Raw genomic sequence first — 20,021 nt, 5'->3', positions numbered from 1 at the left:
ATGATGAAGTTATCGCTGGGCCCGATTCTGTGGTTCTGGTCCAGGCAAACCGTTTTCGATTTCTATGCCAACGCCGCCGAGTGGCCGGTGGATACCATCTATCTGGGCGAAGCCGTGTGCAGTCGTCGCCGTGAGCTGAAACCGGATGACTGGTTTGATCTGGCCCGTGATCTGAAAGCCTGCGGGAAGGACGTAGTGCTTTCCACCCAGACGCTGATCGAATCCGACGCGGATCTGCGCCGTCTGCGCCGGATCTGTGACCAAAACGAGTTTGTGGTGGAAGCGAATGACCAGAGCGCTTTGCAGGTGGCTATTCGTAATGACATTCCCTTCATAACCGGCCCGTCCATGAACGTCTACAACGTGGCCACGCTCAAGGTGCTGGCAAAACAGGGCCTCAGGGGCTGGAACCTGCCGGTGGAACTGGGCAAGGGAACCCTGGATCAGCTGATCAAGGGTTTGAAAGAGGAAGGCCTGGACTTACCGGCAGAGGTATTCGCCTGGGGCTTCCTGCCCCTGGCCTGGTCATCCCGTTGCTTCACCGCACGGCATTACAATCTTCCGAAAGATAACTGCGAGTTCCGCTGCATCGAGCATCCCGATGGTATGGAATTGCGCTCCCGGGAATCTCAGGAGCTGTTCCGGATCAACGGTATTTCCACCTTGTCTGGCTCGCGCTATGACCTGATGCGGGAGCTGCCGGAGATGGAGCGGATGGGGGTGTCAACGATCCGACTGAGCCCGGAACATCAGGGTATGGATGAAGTGGTGCACCGCTTTGATCAGGTGCGCCGGGGTGTAACACCGGCAACCGATCCGCTGCAACTGGTGGAAGCGCCACCCTGCAACGGATACTGGTACGGCAAACCGGGAATGGAACTGGTCGGCTAAGGCCGGTCAGTCATTTAAGGATTGAACGCCAGGGAAACGGTCAGACACATACTTGCTGTGGCATTGGATGCAGTTGCCGGTCATTTCGCTGAATAGCTTGTGCTGCTCTTTCGTGCCTTTACCCCTGCCTGCCTCTGCCAGCGATGCAGCAAGCTGGTGGAATTCCTTGTCCAGCTTGATAAAACCGTTGGGTACTGCCGACATCAGGTCTTTGCGATCCTGTTCGGTCAGTGACTGTTGCAGGATGAAGCTGTCGTGAATCTTCTGGGCATTCTCTGCAACACTGTCATGCTGGCCCATGACGATGGCCGAATGAATCTGCCCCATGGTCGACTGAATGGATCGCATCTCTTCGCGCAGCAGACGGTCCAGCTTGTCGGTCAGCTTGGGGGTGACTGGTTCATCCGCCGTGACAGTGAACGGCAGAGCGATGCTCAGTGCCAGGGTGGCCAGAAGTGCGCAGGTTGTTTTTGTCATGGTATAGCCCTCTATTAATGAATGGCGAGCGCCGTTCAGGTTATCACTATCAGATAGTATGCCTGTTGAGATATGCTAATTTCTGACAGCTGTCCCCACTTTCCGGGCTATCCGGAGTTAGCGGAGGCGGCCCATCCCAGATCCTCCAGAATTACGTAAAGCGCCGGCGATGGTCGCCACTTCGCGCAACGGAACCATCTGGCCCTTTGCCGTGGTGATCACGGTATCTTCCAGGAATTGGCGGGTGTTGCGTTCGGCGCTGGCCTGGCGCACCAGGATTTCGATGTGTTGGTCACCGATCTGCACCGTATCCACAATATCGCCCAGAAGGCCGGTGCGGATCTGGCTGGCTACTTCAGCAGTGTTCAGGCCGAGGGGTAGGGCGCTGTCGTTCAGTGTCAGTATCCGCTGGGGCTTGCCGGGGCGAAGATCATCCAGCACGTTGAAGGTACCGTTATAGCTGGCGACTTCTTCGCTCAGATAGCGGGCCGCGGCTTTCAGTTCGTCCAGATCGGTGCCTTGCAGGCGGACTTCGATGGGAACGCCCGCGGGGCCGAAGCCGGGCTCCTGGATGTTCAGGGCAATCAGGCCGGGGATTTCGCCGATCTCCTGGTACCAGCGGTCGGTTAGGGTGACCAGATCCACGGTACGGATTTCGGCGGTCAGCAGGTCTGCCATAACCGTTGCCACGTGGGCGCCTTTCTCGCCAGCCCCCGCGTGCTGGTTGAAGCGGGTCTGGATGTTTCTCACCAGAGCTTGCCGGCCGGGCTGCTCCGGAGCGTATTCCTCGTTGAGTCTTTGCATGGCTTCGGTTATGCGGTTGGTAATGGCCTGTGTCTGATGCAGGGGTGTGCCCTGGGGCATCAGCACCCGGGCTTCCAGTACGTCACCATCAATCTCCGGCATGGCTTCCATCCGTACATGACCGCCGGCCATCAGCCCCACCGAGCCAAGGATAGTCAGCAGCATGGCCGCCAATACGCCGTAACGGAAACGGATGGCGCTGTCGGCCAGTTGTCCCACTTTTTCGCGAACCTTTTCAAAGCCACTGTCGAAAGCAGAGCGGAAGCGGGAAGGCGCTTTCTCGCGCTTCTTGCCCAGGCCGTTTCTGAGGTGGTGGGGCAGTATCCAGAATGCTTCGATCAGTGAGGCGGCCAGGGCGGCAATAAGAACGACCGGCAAGACCTCCAGCACTGACCCCAACTCTCCTGCCAGAAATGCCAGAGGAATGAACACGGCAACCGTGGTCAGGAATGACGACAGCACCCCGGGCAGGATTTCCTGTGTGCCTGTGACCGCCGCTTCCAGCGGGCTGCAACCCTCGGCTGCACGCTGGGCGATGTTGTCGGTGATCACCACCGAGTCATCCATAACAATACCGATAGCCATAAGCAGGGCCACCAGGGTGATCATGTTCAGGGACAGCCCTGTCAGGACCATCATCACAAAGGCTCCGGCAAAGGCGGCAGGGAGGCCGAACAGTGCCCAGAAGGCGAGCCGGGGGCGGAAGAACAGTGCCATTACCAGACCCACCAGCAGTAAGCCGGTGATACCGTTGGCCACCAACATTTGCAGGCGGTCCTTGACGATCGACGTCATATCCTGGGTGATTTCCAGTTCTACAGTGCCAGCCCGGCGGGCTTTTTCCTCATCAACGAACGTTTGCAGCGAGTCCATGACCCTCAGGGCATCGTCATGGCGGTTCTTGTGAACCTCCAGAACGATGGCGCGCTGGCCGTTGAATTCCACCCGTTCCTCTTCCCGTTCATGGGCTTCGGTAATGGTGGCAAGGTCGCCGAGGGTCAGCACGGCACCGGCTTCGCCACCGACGACCGGAAGTTTGGCCAGGGCCTGTAGTGAGCGCCGTTCATCGACAAACCGCAGCTGTATATCCTGGCTGTCGGTTTCAATGTTGCCCAGGGGCATGTCCAGGTTCTGGCTGCTGATGGCGCGGGCAATGTCTCGCACACCGAGGCTATACTGGCGCAGCAGGTCGCGGGAGACTTCGATGTGCCACTGGCGCTGGGACAGACCAACGGGAATGACATCGGCCACGCCTTCCATGGCGAAAAGCCGGTCTTGCAGCTGGTTGGTGTAAGTCTCCAGATGGGCGAAGCTCATGGGTCCGTAAACCGCGATGGCGGCCACCAGGTTGGTGCGGTAGAGCTCGCGGATAATCGGGTCTTCGGCTTCTTCGGGCAGGTCGGTCAGGGCCTCGGTTTCGGTGCGAATATCATCCAGAAACCGGCCCATATCGCCCTCTGGTGACATGCTGGCAATGGTCTGGGCCTGGTTGTCCCGGGCAGTGCAGGAGATTTCCTTCATGTAGTCCACCCGCTGCAGCGCCTCACCCAGGCGCTGGCAGATGGCTTCTTCCACATCCGCCGCAGTGGCCCCCCGGTATTCTATGGTGATGCTGACTTCCGGCGGCAGGTAGTCCGGAAAGGTTTCCCGGGTTAGGTTCGGTGCGGCAAACAAGCCCATCGCCAGCATCAGAATCAGCAGCAGATTGCCGGCGGTGGGGTGGCCGGCGAACCAGCGGATCACCGTTGCTCTCCCATAACTTGGTGCTGCAGAGCTTTAAGGGCCTGATCATCGGTTTGCGGGGCTAACGGTGTGCCTTCAATGGCCGGCACCAGATCATCGAGAATCAGGCGGTCACCCGGCTTCAGACCGTTTGTAACGATAGCAAGGTCACCCTGCTGCCAGGCAACGGTGACTGGCTGGCGTTTCAGGCGGTCATCTCTGTCCGCCAGGTATACCTCGCCCTGGTGAATGGTGCTGGCCGGCACCACCAGCACTGGATTGGGTGTAGGCGCTGTGATAGACGACTGCACAAACATGTTTCGTACCAGCGGTGGCCGGGCTGGCGGGTTGGCATTGCGATAAGGCTCCTCCACCGCTATCACCGCCTGAATGGTGCGGGTGGCCGGATCAAGACTGCTGGTGACCCGGGTCAGCTTGCCGGGCCAGCGACTGTCGGGAGCGCCGGTGGGGTACACCCACACCGTCAGTGAGCCCAGCGGCAGTTGTTGGTGGAAATCGGGAAAACCCTCGGGTGCTTCCCCAGGGGCTGTCGGGGCGGGAGCACCCGGGATCTGGGACAGCACGTTCCGAAGCTCGGACATTTCCAGCTGCACCGTGACTTCTGCGGCAGAAATGTCGTCTGCCACAAACAGGGTCTGGCCGGGGCTCATCTGTTGCCCGGTTTCGATTTCGGACTGGTGAACCCGCATATCCCAGGGGGCTTCAAACCGGGTATCTTTAAGGTCTTCCCGGGCACTGGCCAGGGCCGAATCACTCCGGGCCAGGCGGGCGTTCAGGGTCTCCCGTTTTACCGGAATCAGGTTGAGCTGGTTTTTCAGTGACTGCACAGCCTGTTGTTGCTGCAGGGTGGCCCGCTGTTGTTCATCCAGCCGGGTTTCAGACAGGGCACCACGATCCGTCAGGGTTTTTGCCCGCTCCAGCTCCCGCTGGGCCAGGGCCAGCCGGCGGTTTTCCAGTTTCAGCAGTTCCCGGGCGTTCTGCTCTTCCTGATCCAGTTGCCGAAGCTCTGCCTCAAGGCCGGCGATATCGGCCTTGGCGGAGGCTTCCGCGAGTTCGTAGCGGGTCGGGTCTATCTGTAGCAAGCGGGTGCCTTCGGGGATCAGGTTGCCGCTTTCCAGCTCCGGGCTCCTCCAGATAATGCGACCGCCCACATTGGCCACGGCCTTCCAGCTCCGGGCCGGTAACACCTGACCATAACCACGGGCTTCGGTGCGAACGGTGAGGGGAGTAACTTCAAGGAGCCTGGCTGGTGTCGCTGCCAGCTGTTTAGCTGTGCGCTCCGGTGGTTGCTTCAGTTTCACCATGATCACCACGAAGGCGATGCCGGCAATCAGCGTCAGGGCGAGGATGAGCTTATTTTTTCGGGTCATCGGGAATCTCCTGGAAGCTTGCGCTGAACAACCGGAATATGCGAGGGGCTACCTGTTCCAGGTCGCGGACATCGCCACCCACCATGCCCTGAACTACCAGCCCCTGAATGGCACCCAGATAGAGCACGGCAGCAGCTTCCGTGTCGATGGTCGGGGTTATGCATTGCTGTTCAATACCAAGATTCAGCAGAGAGACTACTTTCTGCCGGTAGGTGGCCAGGGTCTGACGGATAATGCGTTTCGCCCGGTGGTTGCCCGGTTTCTGGAGCTGTCCCAGCATCAACTGAGGAATGCCGGGGTGGCTGGCAACATGCAAGCCCAAAATTGGCCCCGATGCTGAGCTGCCGCTGAAGTAACCTCGCTGGTTGGTTGAAAACGAGGTGCCCGTCAATTTTCCACCCGGCTCATGGAGATGAGACCAAAGACTGGGGTTTGATAAGAATCATTATCATTAGGTTTTTTCTGTTGTAAAGTTGGTGTGGTTCATCAGGGGTAACGCTATGAATGCCATTCCCATAAAAGACATCAGTGAAACCTCAGCGCCAACGCGTTTTGTTGGGGGTTCTGATCGTGCTTCAAAGCATCCCGGTGTAGAACGCATTCTCTCCCGTCTGGGTCCTTGGTTGCCCTGGGTGCATGTGGTCATGTTCCTGGTATTCCTGGCTGTGCTGGTCGTCCCTGTGTATCTGCCGGAGTCAGCAGAACAGGCAACCTTTCTGGATGATGGCCGGGTGCTGGCAAACTATCTGCTGTGGGGTGTGTGGTTCCCTCTGGTGTTTTTCTCGGTGGTGATTACCGGAAGAAGCTGGTGCGGTTTTCTGTGCCCGATGGGGGCCGCGTCGGAACTGGCCAACCGCCATGGACTGAAAATGCAGACACCGGCATGGGTTCGCTGGCCGGGCACGCCCATCCTCAGCTTTATCATTATCACCCTGTTGGGCCAGACCACCGGTGTACGTGACCACCCGGAGGCGACTCTGGAAATCTTCGGCGGCACCTTCGTAATGGCCGTCATCGTCGGTTGGCTCTGGGGGCGCAACAAGCGGGTATGGTGCCGGCACCTGTGCCCCATAGGGTTATTACTGGGGGTATTTGCCCGCCTGGGTGCGGTGCAGCTTTGCCCGCGAAAGTGGAAGTCCGGACCGGACGAACTCACTGACAAAACCATTTGCCCTACCTATATCGACTTGCCCCGTAAACGGGCTACTCGCCATTGCATCGAATGCCTGCGCTGTATTCTGCCCGGCCATACAGCGGGCCTGGCGGTGTCTTTCCGCAGGCCGGGTCAGGAACTGGAATCCATTCGTCATCATGCCCCGGATGGTTGGGAAATCCTGTTTATCTTTCTGGGTGCCGGTGTGGCTCTGGGTGGCTTCTTATGGCTGGTGCTGCCATTTTACAGCGACTGGCGGCAAGTGGCAGGTACCTGGTTTATCGAACAGGGCCAGTACTGGATTGGTAAGCCTGGGCCGGCCTGGCTGATGAGTGTGCATCCGGAGCGCCGGGAAGTCTTTCGCTGGCTCGATTTCTTCATGATCGCCGGCACCATGGTCGCGGTCATGGCATTGTCTGCTCTGGTGCTGAGTGTGGCATGTCTGGCGAGTGCCGGGCTGGCCAGGTTGCAGGGCGGTACCGCAAGCCTGTTTCAGGCCTTCGTCCAGATTGGTTACAGCCAGGCCCCCGTGGCGCTGATGGCTCTGATGATCGGCCTCGCCACCGAGCTGTTCACCCCCTTTCTGCGCCTGGGTATGACCGCCGTGCAGGTCAGTAATGCGAAAGCCGCAATGATTTTTCTCGGCTGGGTCTGGAGTGTTTGGCTGGCCTGGCGAATTCTGCAGGGCCTGGGTGTTGGCCGTGGCCGCTGGCTGGCGCTGTTACCGAGTGCGGCGGGCAGCAGTGCCATGGCTGCCGCCTGGTGGATGGCGGTGCTCTGAGATCTACCGCATTCCGGCAAGTTCCCGATCAAAAAAGAAGATGTGAAACCACCCTAAAAGAGGAGTAAGGCTATGAAAACAAGCACTCGCGCATTCACTGCTGCTGCCATGTTGACCGGCAGCCTGGTGCTTGCCGGCCACGCTATTGCTGGCGAAGTGGTGGTCGGTGAGCCCGTAGAGAAGCATGGCATGGAAATCGGCGCGGTGTACCTGCAGCCGGTGATGATGACACCGGAACTGCCGGGCATGGGTGAAAAGGATATCCATCTGGAAGCGGATATCGCCGCACTGCCTGGTAACAATAACGGTGCCGGTGCCTGGGTTCCTTATCTGGGAATTACCTTCACGCTGACCAAAGATGGTTCGGATTGGTCCAGAACCGGCGCTTTCATGCCGATGGTGGCCTCTGATGGACCGCACTACGGTGCCAACATCAAGCTGGACGGCCCGGGCAAATACCATGTGGTTTATCACATTGATCCGCCCCCCTATCAGGGATTTTATCGCCATAAGGACAAAGAAACCGGTGTCGGCAAATGGTGGGTTCCGTTCGATGTGGAGTGGGATTTTGCCTACGTGGGTACCGGCAAGAAAGGTGGTTACTGATTAATTGAAGGCCTCCAGCCAGCTTGTCCGTTACCGGGCTGGCTGGTGTTGCCGCCGCCTTTCCTCTGTTTCCCAATCCCTCGCTCATTCTCTCCCTTTGTTCGATTTTTAAGAAGTAAACGAGATAAATTTTCTTGGTTGAATTTTTCTGCATTAATATATATAGTAATTGTGTCCTGGTAAGCCACAATATGTTGTGTTTGTGGCAAGGAATCCGGTGAGACTCCGGAACTGACGCGCAGCGGTATTGGGGAACAACCGTGGCATGATGACACTGGCGCAAGCCGGGAAGTCGCCACGCAAGGCCGAACCGGAAGGTTCACGCCCCTGAGTCCGAAGACCTGCCAGGGCAACATGCACTGCACCTTCGCGACTCAGGGTGAACAGTTGGTCAAGCCCCGGGTCTGGTTGCCCGTGTGTGATCTCCTGTATACGCGAAGGTTCTACAGACCTGATGCGATTCCAGGAGGAGCACATGCCCGCCACGACCACCTCAGAAGCTGCCGATCCATCCTTGCTGGATATCTCGGCCACCGTTAGTGAATACCTTCATCGCAGCGACTGGCGGGTAAACGCCAACGCCAATCAGGGCTACTCCCTCGGCGGTCTGATTCTGAATACCGCCGGCAAGGTGATTGCCAACTACTGGCTGAACGAGGTTTACACCCCGGAAATCGGCCAGGCCCACCGTGATGCCGATCTGCACATTCATGACCTCGATATGCTCAGTGGTTACTGTGCCGGCTGGTCCTTGCGAACTCTGCTGCATGAGGGGCTCAACGGTGTGCCGGGCAAAGTGGAAGCCGGGCCTCCCAGGCACTTGTCCAGCGCCATCGGCCAGATGGTGAACTTTCTCGGCACCCTGCAAAACGAATGGGCAGGGGCCCAAGCCTTCAGCTCCTTCGACACCTACCTTGCGCCGTATATCCGTAAGGACAACCTGAGCTATGAAGCGGTTCGCCAGTGTGTCCAGGAGTTTGTCTACAACCTGAACGTACCCTCCCGCTGGGGCACCCAGACTCCCTTCACCAACATCACCCTGGACTGGGTGTGCCCGGAAGACCTGCGTGGACAGATCCCGGTGATTGCCGGTGTGGAAATGCCCTTCAGTTATGGCGACCTGCAGGCCGAAATGGACATTATCAACCAGGCCTATATTGAAGTGATGACCGCTGGTGACAGCATGGGCCGGGTATTCACCTTTCCCATTCCCACTTACAACATCACCCGGGATTTTGACTGGGAGTCGGACAATGCCCTGCGACTGTTTGAAATGACCGCCCGCTACGGCCTGCCGTATTTTCAGAACTTCCTGAATTCAGACCTGGAGCCCAACATGGTCCGTTCCATGTGCTGTCGCCTGCAGCTGGACCTGCGCGAGCTGCTCAAACGCGGTAATGGCCTGTTCGGTTCCGCCGAGCAAACCGGCTCTCTGGGTGTCGTTACCGTAAACTGCGCTCGCCTTGGATATCTCTACAAGGGGCAAAAGAGCGCGCTGCTTGCCCGGTTGGATAAGCTGATGGGCCTGGCCCGGGATAGCCTGGAAACCAAGCGCAGGGTGATTGACCAGTTGATGGCAGAGGGTCTGTTCCCTTACACCAAACGCTACCTGGGGACCCTGAGAAACCACTTCTCCACCATTGGGGTGAATGGATTGAACGAGATGGTCCGCAATTACACGGATGACCGGGAAGACATCACCAGCGAGTCAGGCCGGGCGCTTGCTCTGGACGTTCTTGACCACGTTCGCGAACGCATGAAGGCCTACCAGAAAGAAACCGGCAACCTCTACAACCTGGAGGCCACGCCAGCCGAAGGCACCACCTACCGGTTTGCCAGGGAGGACCAGAAACGTTTTACCGGTATCCTGCAGGCAGGCATACCCGATGCTTCCTACTACACCAATTCCAGTCAGCTCCCAGTGGGTTATACGGATGACCCCTTCGAGGCTCTGGACCTTCAGGATGAGCTGCAAACCCGCTACACCGGTGGCACCGTACTACATCTGTATATGCGCGAGCGCGTCATCGATGCTGCCACCTGCGGTCGGTTTGTACAACGGGTGCTGGAGAATTACCGATTGCCGTATATCACAGTAACGCCCACCTTCTCGGTTTGCCCAGTGCACGGTTACCTCAATGGCGAGCACAAATTCTGTCCGAAATGCGATGAACTGCTGATGGCAGAGCAAGCGTTACCCCAGAAGCCAGAGGCTGTGGCCTGATTTCCGGGGCAGGGCTCCGGTAAAACCGGGGGTGGCTGCTGCAACAGCCACCCCCGGAACTTTCCCAAGACGAGTAAAAGGAGATTAGCATGGAAAACCAGAAGCTTGCCGATGACAGCCAACGCCAGCGTTGTGAAGTATGGACACGGGTAATGGGTTATCACCGCCCGGTGTCTGCCTTCAACAAGGGCAAGCAGTCCGAACACCGTGAACGCACTCACTTCCGGGAGCGTTGAAATGACCGCGGATAACCTGGTGATCGGGGGCATGGCTGCCTTCTCCACCGTCGATTATCCACAACACCTGGCGGCAACCCTGTTTCTTCAGGGTTGCCCCTGGCGTTGCCATTATTGCCATAACCCTCACCTCATACCACTGAAGACCGATGATGAGAAAGTTACCTGGCAGCAGGTAAAGCATCATCTTGAGGGCCGGCAAGGCTTGCTGGATGCGGTGGTGTTCAGCGGTGGCGAACCGACCATCCAGAAAGCCCTGCTGCCCGCCCTTAAGCAGACCCGCGAGATGAGTTTTCGCAACGGCCTGCATACCGGAGCCCCCCACCTTGACCTGCTAAAACCACTCCTGCCCTGGCTGGACTGGGTAGGGCTGGATATCAAAGCCATGCCTTCTGACTACGAAGCAGTAACCACGAGTCGCTACTCCGGCCCGGAAAGCTGGGCCGCTATTGAGGCGTTGCAAAAAGCCAATGTGGATTTTGAGTGCCGGATGACCTGGCATGGCGGGTTGCATGGTCCGGAGCAGATTATGGGGGTGGGTCAGTGCCTGGCTGACCGCGGTGTTGATAGATTTGCCGTACAGGTCGCTCGCAGCGATCAGATGCTGAATGAGCAGATCGGCACTGGGTGCATATCCCGAAATGATAGAGACACGGTCAGGCTGGCCCTCACCCCGATTTTTGCAAGCATGGAACTCCGGGAGTAGGCTCGGGGATATTACGTTCACATAACGAGGGAACAATGGACATCCGGCTGAAACGTGCCTACGAGGCCCCCGCACGCTCAGACGGTCCGCGAGTGCTTGTGGATCGTATTTGGCCTCGAGGGGTTGCCAAAGAAGATGCCGACATTGCCCACTGGTTGAAAGGGCTGGCACCGTCCACCGGGCTACGGAAGTGGTTCGGCCACGATTCGGATAAATGGCCAGAATTCCGGGAACGATACCTCAGGGAGTTGGCCACGGATGAGGCCGGGGAGGAGCTTGAGAAACTCAAAAACCTGCTTGAAGAGCACAACCGCATTACTCTGGTGTTTGCGGCGAAAGATACCGGGCATAACAATGCGGTAGCGCTGCGGGACTTCATTCTGAATAATCAACTTTGAAGCAGGCGCCGCGCCACTGGTCTTGCTGGTGGTTGTTACAAATCCGTACAGTTGCCTCCAAAAAGATGGATATAATATGCATTAAATATGTATTAAATTAAGAAGCTGGAGTTTTTATGACTTTTTGGCCGTCCACAAAGCGCGCAGAGTTGCTTGAAGGGGAGTTGTCGGCATTGAAGGAGGCCTACGGACAGATCAGTGAGCAGAAGAGGGTGCTTGAGAGCCGTCTGGAGGCAGAAACCGATGCTCTGGAGCAAACCCAGGCTGAGCTCAAGCTCAGTCACCGACTGATGTCTGGCCTCGGTCAGTTTGGCTCATCCCTTTCCGAGCTCAAGGGGTCTTTCAGTGAGTTATCGGATCTGCTGGGCTCTCGTAGAAGTGAAGCTTTGAAAACCCGGGATGAATCCAGTCGGGTGCGAGATGGTATGGCGCTATTGATACAGCAACTGGGCGGCGCCCGGGAGCGAGTGCTCAATTCCGCTGGCCAGATTGAGGCGCTGGAATCGGAAACCGGCAGTATTAATACACTAGTGGATGTGATTGATGGAGTCTCTGATCAGACCTCTCTGCTGGCTTTAAACGCCAGTATCGAAGCCGCCCGTGCCGGCGAGCATGGCCGGGGGTTCAGTGTAGTGGCTACCGAAGTGCGTAATCTTGCGTTCCGGGCCGGAGAAGCCACCCGGGAAATTGACGATGCCATCAGCCGGATTCGTGCCAAGACCACCTCGGTTTCAGCCGCCAGTAAGGCCAGCAGTGAAGAAATGGAAAAACTGGCGGCAGAGGCGGAATCGGCACGGGATCGCCTGCTGTCTCTGATCGACCTGGCTGACACGTCGTCAACTGCTTTAGGTAATGCTGCTCTGTTGTCAGAAATTGAACTGGCGAATCTTGAAGAGCTGGAAATCAAACTGACAGTCTACCAGGTTCTGGCCGGGCTTTCGGACAGGCGGGCCGACAGCCTGCCATCCGAAAGCGAATGCCGCCTGGGGCAGTGGTACTATCAGGGGGATGGCAATGAGCAATACGCCGGCCGGATGGATTTCCGGGCTATTGAAGAGCCTCACCGGCTGGTGCATGTTTATGCTATTGAAGCCGTGAAAGCACACCATGAAAACCGGCCCGAAGATGCACTGCAGGCGCTGGAGGCCATGGAGACCAACAATCTTGATGTTATGATGCGGCTGCGCCGGTTGGTGTCGGGTGCAGCCCTTATCGCTTTTCAATGAGCATCGGTAGGTAACTGAAGCCTCCGGTCGGGAAAACGGCCCGCTCAGGCTGCTTGCCGGGGGCAGGTTTCAGGGTGTCGACACTGGAAAGAAATTCCTCCACCAGAACCCTGAGCTCCATCCTTGCCAGAGGTGCCCCCGGGCAAACGTGAACGCCGGCGCCGTAAAGCAGATTCTGGTCGCGGTTCTTCTGTGGGCAAAATGCATCCGGGTCGCCGAAGACCTTTTCGTCACGGTTGGCGGACGCCCACAGGATGGTGATTTTCTCGCCTGCGGGAATCCTTCTTCCGCCAATCTCCACGTCCCGGGTTGTGACCCGGCGGTTAGACATCAGTGGCGCATCCGTACGAAGTATTTCATCAATAGCGTCCGACAACGCGCCGGTATCGTTGGCGAGGCTCTGTCTCAGATCCGGATGTTCAGCCAGGTAACTCAGGAGAATCGATACGCTGGAGCTGATTGTGCCCAGTTCACCGACAGTCCAGTTCCGCAGCAGGCTGGTGAGCTCTCCATCGGTCATGGGGCGACCATTGACGGCTTCTTCCATAAGCGAGGTTGTGACGTCTCTTGGGGCATTGGCTCCGGCCTGGCGCCGGGTTTCCAGCAAGTCGTGAATATAGCCGTCAAACTCATGGGCAACTTCAGCCATTGCCTGCCGGTCACGGGCCAGGGTGGCCCGGTGGTTTTTTAGTACCCATTCGCGGAGTGGTTCATGGAGAGAATCAGGCCAGCCCATAAAAGCGCACTGTATCTGCAGGGCAAAGGCTCTGCTGAACTTTTCCACGACATCGAACGGCTGGCCGTCGGGCAAACTATTGATGAGGTTGCGGGCAATGTTGCGACAGGTTGGCTCGAATTCGCTCATTGCCTGTTGCGAGAAGTAGGGCTCGATTACCTGTCGATAGGGCGTGTGTTCAGGCGGGTCCATGCCATTGGGGACCGAAAGATGGTTAGATGCGGCACTGCTGAAGGTTTGGTGATCTTCCAGCACTCGCATTACATCGCCATGCCTGAATAGCGTCCAGTGCTGGTAATCACTCCAGGCGACCGGGCACTGGGCGCGCATGGCATCGTAGGCCCGTATCTGGTCCCTTAGAACCTCATCCGTTCGGGGGTTCCAGTCAGGCTTGCGGGGATCGTCTGCCATTGCTCATCCTCGGGAAGAAACATGTCCCGTCAGACTATCAGAGGGCCGGGTTTTCTTCTTGAAGATAGATCAATTGGTGTCTGGTTAAATTTCCCGAATCAACCCGTTGTCATGGGTGATCAGACCTGTTCGCGAAGCAGCATGGTCTTGATATGACCGATGGCCTTCATGGGATTGAGCCCCTTGGGACAGTAAGCCGTGCAGTTGCCAATGCCTCGGCAGCGAAACACGCTGAACGGATCTTCGAGCTTTTTCAGTCGCTCACTCGTAGCTGTATCCCGTGAATCCACCAAAAACCGGTACGCCTGCAGTAATCCGGATGGCCCGATGTACTTTTCCGGGTTCCACCACCAGGAGGGGCAGGCGGAGGTGCAGCAGGCACAGAGAATGCACTCGTATAGCCCATCCAGCTTTGCGCGGTCCTCCGGGCTCTGCAGCCTTTCGATTGCAGGATCAGGAGTATCGTTGATCAGCCAGGGCTGAACACGTTCGTACTGTTTGAAGAACAGTGACTGGTCTACCACCAGATCCCGGATAACCGGCATACCCGGTAACGGCCGGACCTCCAGAATATCCTTCTTCCCGAGGGCATCCTCTACCCGGGTTATGCAGCCCAGGCCATTGCGACCATTGATGTTGAGCCCGTCCGAACCGCAAACACCTTCCCGGCAGGAACGACGAAAAGACAGTGTTGGATCACGGGTTTTGAGGTGTTCCAGGACATCGAGAACCATGCGGTTGCGAAATTCACCGTCAACGTCGATGTCCTGATTGTAGGGGGCGTTGTCCTGTTCCGGGTTGTAACGATACAGGCGAACGGTAAAGACCGACATTCTGCTACCCTCCTGGAATTTCATACATTCTCTGTATGGGTTTAAGATTAGGTTAGCAATGGCCAACCCGCCAACACCTTACTTCAGGGGGTTATGGGCAATATCCCGTTCTTTGCCTGGGGGCAGATTTCTCCGGACAGCGGATGAACCGGCTGTACCGTGAGAACATTGATGTCGACACGGTTCTGGCCGAGCTGCGGCCCCTGTTCCGGGCGTACCGGGAGCAGCGTGAAGCCGGGGAACACTTCGGTGATTTTCTGGTGCGCAGCGGGATGGTTGAAGCGGAGCGTACACCGACTATGCTACATGAAGCCCTGAAATAACAATGGGAGGCGGGCCATGGATACGCCGGAAAGCCGGGAGTGGGAGCGACTGGCGTTTGTCGAGGGCCGGGACGGTGTGGCAACCGCCGCGGCTTTTGCAAAGCAGGGTATCGGTCAGTACGAGTCTGCCGTCCGGGAGGCGGACTCCGGTGGCAACCAGTACGGTGCGGCCTACCGGGAAAGTCTGCTGGCATCGATCCGGGTGTATCGGGAGTACCTGCTGCAACATGGGCCCTGATCTGACCGGGGTTCATGTTGCGGGTAGATGTTGATGATGCACGACTAATACATCTCCAGCCGGCCAATATCCCTGGACTGCAGCCGGGCTTCGGCCTGCTGGTTGGCCGCCAACTCCCGGAACAGCTCTGCCTCCCGGGCGTTCTGCGCCAGCTTGGACCGTAACTCGTAGATGTCTGTCAGGGTCTTGTGAGCCTGCAGGGTATTCTTCAGCACCTCGTGAATAGCTGGCCGGGAGATTGTTTACTCATGCGCATTTGCTCCTAACGTATAAATCTACCCTCAGAACTGAAACCTCGGGAATAACACTTCTCTTTCCAGATACATCTGCTCGGACAACCGGAAATCCAGCGCTTTCAACTCCCGGTAAAACCGCTGCCAGGACCGGCAGGCGGACTCCGGAGCCCGGTAGTTCCGGGTCATCTGACGCAGCTTGTCCAGTTGCCGTTTGATGAGGGAGTGCTCTTCGTTCATTTGAGCGATTGGCGTGTCCGGGTTCGGTGGCTGGTCATGCTCCATCCGCTTCAGAACGTAGGCATTCTCCCGCTCAATGTGGTCGGTGAGCGTGTGCTCCAGCTTTTTGATGGCCAGTGTGATGCCCTTTGGGACGTCAGGGTTCGCCCTGTGCACTGCCTCGATCTTGCGGGCGAGCCGGTGAATTTCTGGCAGTTTCGCCATATGCCCGGCATCGTAGCCCCGTAATATGAGCTCCAGCAGCACATCTGTGTCCAGCTCCTCAATCGGTGACTTTTCCATCACCGTATCAAACAGTTCCTGACACAACCGCTTCGGCTCGACATCGGCAATGGATGCGACGATGTCGACGGTTGTCAGGCGGTGGGCCTCAATTTCCGGCACGTACTTTCGGAATACGTCCAGGGTCTGGGGGCACCGGCTGACCAACTGGCCGACGGTGGTTTCACTGCAGCTGCCTAGAATATCCTGATAGTTCATTGCTGATCCTCCTCTCTTACTTTAAGATATATATAGAATACATTTTAATTAGTGTCAAGAATTGTTCTCATTTTCTCGGCGCATCAACAGGGGCATAAGTTTGGAGGGTGAAAATGATTGATGCATTACTGGATATCGCTGTCGATCTGACAAAAGACCTGTCAGCGCAGGATCGTTACCAGCGGCTGCTGGGTACGGTGCGCCGAGTTCTGCCATGTGATGCATCCGTGCTACTCAAGTATGAAAATGACCTCTTGGTGCCGGTAGCGATAGACGGTCTGTCGACCGACACTCTGGGGCGGCGGTTTGATCCTCGCCAGCACCCGCGCTTCCAGCAAATAATCGCATCGGAGCAACCGGTGCGCTTTCCCGCCGATTCCGATTTACCTGACCCCTATGACGGGCTGGTGTTGGGGCACGAAGGCAACCTGGAAGTTCACGCTTGCATGGGTTGTGCCCTTTATGTTGATCAACAGCTGCTTGGCATTCTGACACTGGATGGCCTGACGCCGGGCATGTTCGATGGCGTCGATGACCAGACCATGTCTGCATTTTCTGCCCTGGCGGCGGCTGCCATGCGCTCGGCTCTGCTCATCGAATGGCTGGAGCAGCAGGCCAGACATAAAAACCTGTTGGCGCAGGAACTGGTTAGTGAGGCGCTGAAACGGGATGGCGGGGAGCTCATTGGTAAAAGCGCCGAAATGCAGTACCTCAACAAAGAGCTCGAACTGGTAGCGGCCTCGGATTTGTCTGTCCTGATTGGTGGTGAGACTGGCGTTGGCAAAGAGCTGGTAGCCCGGACGATTCACTTGTTGTCGTCACGGGCGGATCAGCCGCTGGTTCATATCAACTGCGCGGCACTGCCGGAGTCTCTTGCCGAAAGCGAGCTTTTTGGCCACACCAAGGGCTCCTTCACTGGCGCCACCTCGGATCGGGACGGTAAGTTTGAGCTGGCAGACGGCGGCACCCTGTTCCTTGATGAGATCGGTGAGCTGTCTCCGCTCCTGCAGGCCAAAATGTTAAGGGTCCTGCAAAACGGTGAGGTTCAGAGGGTGGGGGCGGATAAAACCCGGCGTGTGGATGTCCGCATTCTGGCGGCTACCAACCGGGACCTGAAAGAGGATGTCGAAAACGGTCATTTCCGCCGCGACCTCTACCATCGACTCAGTGTTTTTCCGGTGGAAGTGCCGCCGCTGCGAGACCGTCATGGAGATATTCCGCTACTGGCCGGTTACTTTGCCGAAAAAATGAGGCTCAAGCTCGGTTTGAAGAGCCTCCGTATCGCTCCGGAGGCACTGAGTCAGATGGCCGCCTATTCCTGGCCGGGTAACGTCCGCGAACTGGAGCATGTCATCAGCCGGGCATCACTCAGGGCGAGGTCAGAGCAGCAGCGGGGCATAGCTACTGTGGAAGCCCGGCATTGTGACCTTATCGATGGTGGCCAGGTTCAACCGATAACTTTCCGGCCTACCCCGGATATCGAGCCAGATGCCTCGCGGGAACCGGAAAAAACTGAGGATACCGCCATGAACGATGCACTGGCGGACTTCCAGAGAAATCTCATTTCCGAGCGGTTGGCGGCAAACAACCAGAACTGGTCGCAGGCTGCAAAATCCCTGGGCATGGATCGGGGCAACCTGCACCGAATGGCCAAGCGGCTTGGTCTCAAAAGCTTGACCAGCAGCCCCTGAAGCAACCCTTTTTGGATCAGATAACCTTGGAAAACTGATGCCTGCTTTCGGTTGGGTGGAGGTATGCATCGAATACCATGGCAATGTTCCGTAGCAGTAATTGCCCGGTCGGTGTGACGGCGACCCGGTGAGCGTTGATAATAACGAGGTTATCCATGGCCATCCCGGCAAGCTGTCGCATCTCCCGGAAAAAATAATCGAAGAAATCGATGCCATAACGTGCGCTGACTGTCTCGTAAACCACCTCGTTCTGACACATCAACGACTGAATCACATCACGCCGGATCCGGTCGTCAAAAGACAGCTGATAACCTCGGGCGATAGCCAGAGAGCCACTGTCGATGGCCGCAAAATAATCGTCCTCCTGTCGCATGTTCTGGCTGAAACTGTGATTCGTTTTACCGATGGAGGTCATGCCAATTCCGATCAGATCCGTGTCTGCGTAGGTGGAATAGCCCTGGAAATTCCTTTGCAGCTGGCCGTTGTGTTTGGCCAGGGTCAGCTCGTCGTCAGGCAGTGCAAAGTGGTCCATGCCAAGATAGACGTAACCGGCCCCCTGGAGCCGCTCCACGGTCATCTCCAGAATGGCCAGCTTGGTTTCGGGCGATGGAAGGTCATCATCATTGATCAGTTTCTGGGCTTTGACCTTGTCAGGCATGTGCGCGTAATTGTAGATAGCCAGGCGCTCTGGCCGTTTCGACAGGATGGTATCCAGGGTCGTACTGAAGCTCTCAACCGTCTGGTATGGCAAGCCGTAGATCAAATCCACATTGGTTGACCGGTAGCCCGCTGCGCGCGCTGCATCGATTACAGCGAACGTCTGTTCGACCGACTGAATTCGGTTCACCGCACTCTGAACCTTGGGGTCAAAATCCTGCACACCCAGACTGATGCGATTGAAGCCCAGCTCATACAGCAATGGGATCGTGGTCTTGCGCACCGCCCGTGGGTCGATCTCTATGGAGAACTCCCGTGATTCGGGGGGCGCCAGGGTGAAGTTCCGGCTGATCTCCCATAGCAGCGCTGAGAGTTGGTCATCGTGCAGAAACGTGGGTGTGCCGCCTCCGAAATGAAGCTGACTGACTTCCCGATTCGGATCGACAAGCTCCGCCTGCCGGGCAATCTCGGTATGAATGCGCTCAAGATAGGGAATACTGCGTTCTTGCTTGTGGGTAATTATCTTTGCGCAGGCGCAGTAGAAACAGAGGGATTTGCAGAAGGGAATGTGAAAGTAGAGGGACAGGGGTGTCTGCAACTGGTTACTTTGCTCAAGCTCACGCCGGTACTCCGCATCTCCAAAACTGTCAGAAAACTCCACGGCAGTCGGGTAGGAGGTATAGCGCGGGCCATAGGTGTCATATTTCACCAGAAGATCCGCATTGAATTCGACCGTCATTGGGCACTCCTCATTTCCCGGGTGTCTGGACTGCTGCCTGTGTTGCCTGATGCAATACAACAGCAATTCCGGGGCCAGCTCTTCAACCAACTGTTTTCTAATGAAAAGATTTCTGCTTGCGGGAATTGCCCGAATACCCGGTGTCACTCTGACACAACCCAATCTGCAGTTTGACAACACCCCTGTGTCATGACGATGCATTGTCAAAGTGACACTCGCTATCGAAACGACCTGAATTCAGCGTTGTCGTTCGTACCACACACTCCCCGTATGCATCGGAAAAAACCAGTTAAAGCAACAAGATAAAACTTTGGCGTGCCAATTGCCTAATCGGTTTGCAGTTTGAACCACCAATGCATAACAGGAGTCAGCTATGGCTGAGAAATTTACCAAAAGTATGGCCAGGAACATTTACTACGGCGGTAGCTTTTTCTTTCTGTTGCTCCTCCTGGGTTTGACCGTTGATACCGTACGGCAACTCCCGGAGCGAAGCCGCAGTGAGAACATTACCCCGGAAGTAGCCCATGGCAAGGAGTTGTGGGAAACCAACAATTGTATCGGGTGCCACAGCCTGATGGGAGAGGGCGCTTACTATGCGCCGGAGTTGGCTAACGTCTTTGATCGCAGAGGTATGGCGAATGAAGAGGCCTTCAAGGGGTACATGCAGTCGTGGCTTGCGGCTCAACCAATGGATAACCCCCGGCGGCGCAAAATGCCCCAGTTCAATCTCACTCAGGAAGAAGTCGATGCACTGGCGGAGTTCCTGATCTGGACGTCCAGAGTCGATGACAACGACTGGCCACCCAATGTTGAAGGTTGAGGCAG

Annotated in this window: 20 protein-coding genes, 1 pseudogene and 1 riboswitch; of the genes and pseudogenes, 12 read left to right on the top strand and 9 right to left on the bottom strand. The window is 57.0% G+C overall.

The genetic code is table 11. The features are described 5' to 3' along the window. Nucleotides 1-891, top strand: a complete 891-nt coding sequence (locus tag NLK58_RS09210; RefSeq protein ID WP_117618225.1) for a U32 family peptidase — start codon at nucleotides 1-3, stop codon at nucleotides 889-891. 6 nt (nucleotides 892-897) lie between these two features. On the opposite strand, the gene NLK58_RS09205 is transcribed toward NLK58_RS09210, so the two are convergent. From NLK58_RS09205 to NLK58_RS09190, 4 genes are all read right to left on the bottom strand, one after another. After that, nucleotides 898-1,368, bottom strand: coding sequence for a cytochrome c (locus NLK58_RS09205; protein WP_117618224.1), 471 nt, complete (start codon nucleotides 1,366-1,368; stop codon nucleotides 898-900). A 117-nt stretch (nucleotides 1,369-1,485) separates the two neighbouring features. Further along, nucleotides 1,486-3,915: an efflux RND transporter permease subunit gene (locus NLK58_RS09200; protein WP_341582589.1), complete on the bottom strand. Its 2,430-nt coding sequence runs from the start codon at nucleotides 3,913-3,915 to the stop codon at nucleotides 1,486-1,488. Continuing rightward, on the bottom strand, nucleotides 3,912-5,285 hold the full coding sequence (locus tag NLK58_RS09195) for a hypothetical protein (protein ID WP_341582588.1): 1,374 nt from the start codon (nucleotides 5,283-5,285) through the stop codon (nucleotides 3,912-3,914). The genes NLK58_RS09200 and NLK58_RS09195 overlap by 4 nt, the downstream gene beginning before the upstream one ends. Then, nucleotides 5,269-5,607: a hypothetical protein gene (locus NLK58_RS09190; RefSeq protein ID WP_341582587.1), complete on the bottom strand. Its 339-nt coding sequence runs from the start codon at nucleotides 5,605-5,607 to the stop codon at nucleotides 5,269-5,271. The genes NLK58_RS09195 and NLK58_RS09190 overlap by 17 nt, the downstream gene beginning before the upstream one ends. A gap of 178 nt (nucleotides 5,608-5,785) precedes the next feature. Between NLK58_RS09190 and NLK58_RS09185 the strand changes: the two genes are divergently transcribed. The 7 genes and pseudogenes from NLK58_RS09185 (at nucleotide 5,786) to NLK58_RS09155 (ending at nucleotide 12,615) form a co-directional block, all read left to right on the top strand. Next, nucleotides 5,786-7,219 carry a 4Fe-4S binding protein gene (locus tag NLK58_RS09185; protein WP_117618220.1) on the top strand — a complete coding sequence of 478 codons (1,434 nt, stop codon included), beginning with the start codon at nucleotides 5,786-5,788 and terminating at the stop codon, nucleotides 7,217-7,219. A gap of 72 nt (nucleotides 7,220-7,291) precedes the next feature. Continuing rightward, on the top strand, nucleotides 7,292-7,825 hold the full coding sequence (locus NLK58_RS09180; protein WP_117618219.1) for an iron transporter: 534 nt from the start codon (nucleotides 7,292-7,294) through the stop codon (nucleotides 7,823-7,825). Between the two features lie 160 nt (nucleotides 7,826-7,985). Further along, nucleotides 7,986-8,189: riboswitch (cobalamin riboswitch) on the top strand. 174 nt (nucleotides 8,190-8,363) lie between these two features. Beyond that, nucleotides 8,364-10,049 (top strand): annotated as a pseudogene (locus NLK58_RS09175) (ribonucleoside triphosphate reductase); the annotation flags it as partial. An 89-nt stretch (nucleotides 10,050-10,138) separates the two neighbouring features. After that, on the top strand, nucleotides 10,139-10,285 hold the full coding sequence (gene nrdD / locus NLK58_RS09170; protein ID WP_117618217.1) for an anaerobic ribonucleoside-triphosphate reductase: 147 nt from the start codon (nucleotides 10,139-10,141) through the stop codon (nucleotides 10,283-10,285). A gap of 1 nt (nucleotide 10,286) precedes the next feature. Next, the gene (locus NLK58_RS09165; RefSeq protein ID WP_205422294.1) at nucleotides 10,287-10,991 is read left to right on the top strand and encodes an anaerobic ribonucleoside-triphosphate reductase activating protein; all 705 of its coding nucleotides are present in this window, start codon (nucleotides 10,287-10,289) and stop codon (nucleotides 10,989-10,991) included. A 35-nt stretch (nucleotides 10,992-11,026) separates the two neighbouring features. Then, a complete protein-coding gene (locus NLK58_RS09160) occupies nucleotides 11,027-11,389 on the top strand; it encodes a DUF488 domain-containing protein (RefSeq protein ID WP_117618216.1) in 363 nt (120 codons plus the stop codon). A gap of 116 nt (nucleotides 11,390-11,505) precedes the next feature. After that, nucleotides 11,506-12,615: a methyl-accepting chemotaxis protein gene (locus NLK58_RS09155; RefSeq protein WP_341582585.1), complete on the top strand. Its 1,110-nt coding sequence runs from the start codon at nucleotides 11,506-11,508 to the stop codon at nucleotides 12,613-12,615. Here NLK58_RS09155 and NLK58_RS09150 read toward each other — a convergent pair. Together NLK58_RS09150 and NLK58_RS09145 are read right to left on the bottom strand one after the other, a co-directional pair. Next, complete coding sequence (locus NLK58_RS09150) at nucleotides 12,599-13,762, bottom strand: cytochrome P450 (protein WP_117618214.1); 1,164 nt, start codon at nucleotides 13,760-13,762, stop codon at nucleotides 12,599-12,601. The two genes, NLK58_RS09155 and NLK58_RS09150, sit on opposite strands and share 17 nt — an antisense overlap. Nucleotides 13,763-13,881: 119 nt before the next feature. Further along, nucleotides 13,882-14,595, bottom strand: a complete 714-nt coding sequence (locus NLK58_RS09145) for a succinate dehydrogenase iron-sulfur subunit (protein ID WP_117618213.1) — start codon at nucleotides 14,593-14,595, stop codon at nucleotides 13,882-13,884. 143 nt (nucleotides 14,596-14,738) lie between these two features. On the opposite strand from NLK58_RS09145, the gene NLK58_RS09140 reads away from it, so the two are divergent. Together NLK58_RS09140 and NLK58_RS09135 are read left to right on the top strand one after the other, a co-directional pair. Beyond that, entirely contained in the window at nucleotides 14,739-14,918 is a 180-nt protein-coding gene (locus NLK58_RS09140; RefSeq protein WP_117618212.1) for a hypothetical protein, read from the top strand. A 16-nt stretch (nucleotides 14,919-14,934) separates the two neighbouring features. Beyond that, nucleotides 14,935-15,156 carry a hypothetical protein gene (locus NLK58_RS09135; protein WP_117618211.1) on the top strand — a complete coding sequence of 74 codons (222 nt, stop codon included), beginning with the start codon at nucleotides 14,935-14,937 and terminating at the stop codon, nucleotides 15,154-15,156. A gap of 44 nt (nucleotides 15,157-15,200) precedes the next feature. Here NLK58_RS09135 and NLK58_RS09130 read toward each other — a convergent pair whose 3' ends face one another. Both NLK58_RS09130 and NLK58_RS09125 read right to left on the bottom strand, forming a co-directional pair. Beyond that, nucleotides 15,201-15,371 carry a hypothetical protein gene (locus NLK58_RS09130; protein WP_341582583.1) on the bottom strand — a complete coding sequence of 57 codons (171 nt, stop codon included), beginning with the start codon at nucleotides 15,369-15,371 and terminating at the stop codon, nucleotides 15,201-15,203. A gap of 66 nt (nucleotides 15,372-15,437) precedes the next feature. Next, nucleotides 15,438-16,109, bottom strand: coding sequence for a hemerythrin domain-containing protein (locus tag NLK58_RS09125; RefSeq protein ID WP_117618210.1), 672 nt, complete (start codon nucleotides 16,107-16,109; stop codon nucleotides 15,438-15,440). Between the two features lie 113 nt (nucleotides 16,110-16,222). On the opposite strand from NLK58_RS09125, the gene norR reads away from it, so the two are divergent. Next, nucleotides 16,223-17,800 carry a nitric oxide reductase transcriptional regulator NorR gene (gene norR / locus NLK58_RS09120; protein WP_341582582.1) on the top strand — a complete coding sequence of 526 codons (1,578 nt, stop codon included), beginning with the start codon at nucleotides 16,223-16,225 and terminating at the stop codon, nucleotides 17,798-17,800. Between the two features lie 16 nt (nucleotides 17,801-17,816). Here the strand turns inward: norR and hemN are convergent, their stop codons facing one another. Next, nucleotides 17,817-19,196, bottom strand: a complete 1,380-nt coding sequence (gene hemN, locus NLK58_RS09115; RefSeq protein WP_341582580.1) for an oxygen-independent coproporphyrinogen III oxidase — start codon at nucleotides 19,194-19,196, stop codon at nucleotides 17,817-17,819. A gap of 373 nt (nucleotides 19,197-19,569) precedes the next feature. Between hemN and NLK58_RS09110 the strand changes: the two genes are divergently transcribed. After that, complete coding sequence (locus NLK58_RS09110; RefSeq protein ID WP_341582578.1) at nucleotides 19,570-20,016, top strand: cytochrome c; 447 nt, start codon at nucleotides 19,570-19,572, stop codon at nucleotides 20,014-20,016. The last annotated feature ends 5 nt before the right edge of the window (nucleotides 20,017-20,021 follow it).

The sequence above is a fragment of the Marinobacter metalliresistant genome (genome assembly GCF_038098645.1).
Taxonomy (GTDB): domain Bacteria; phylum Pseudomonadota; class Gammaproteobacteria; order Pseudomonadales; family Oleiphilaceae; genus Marinobacter; species Marinobacter metalliresistant.
Note: the sequence above shows the minus strand (reverse complement) of the source record. Positions and strands in the feature narration are given on the sequence as shown.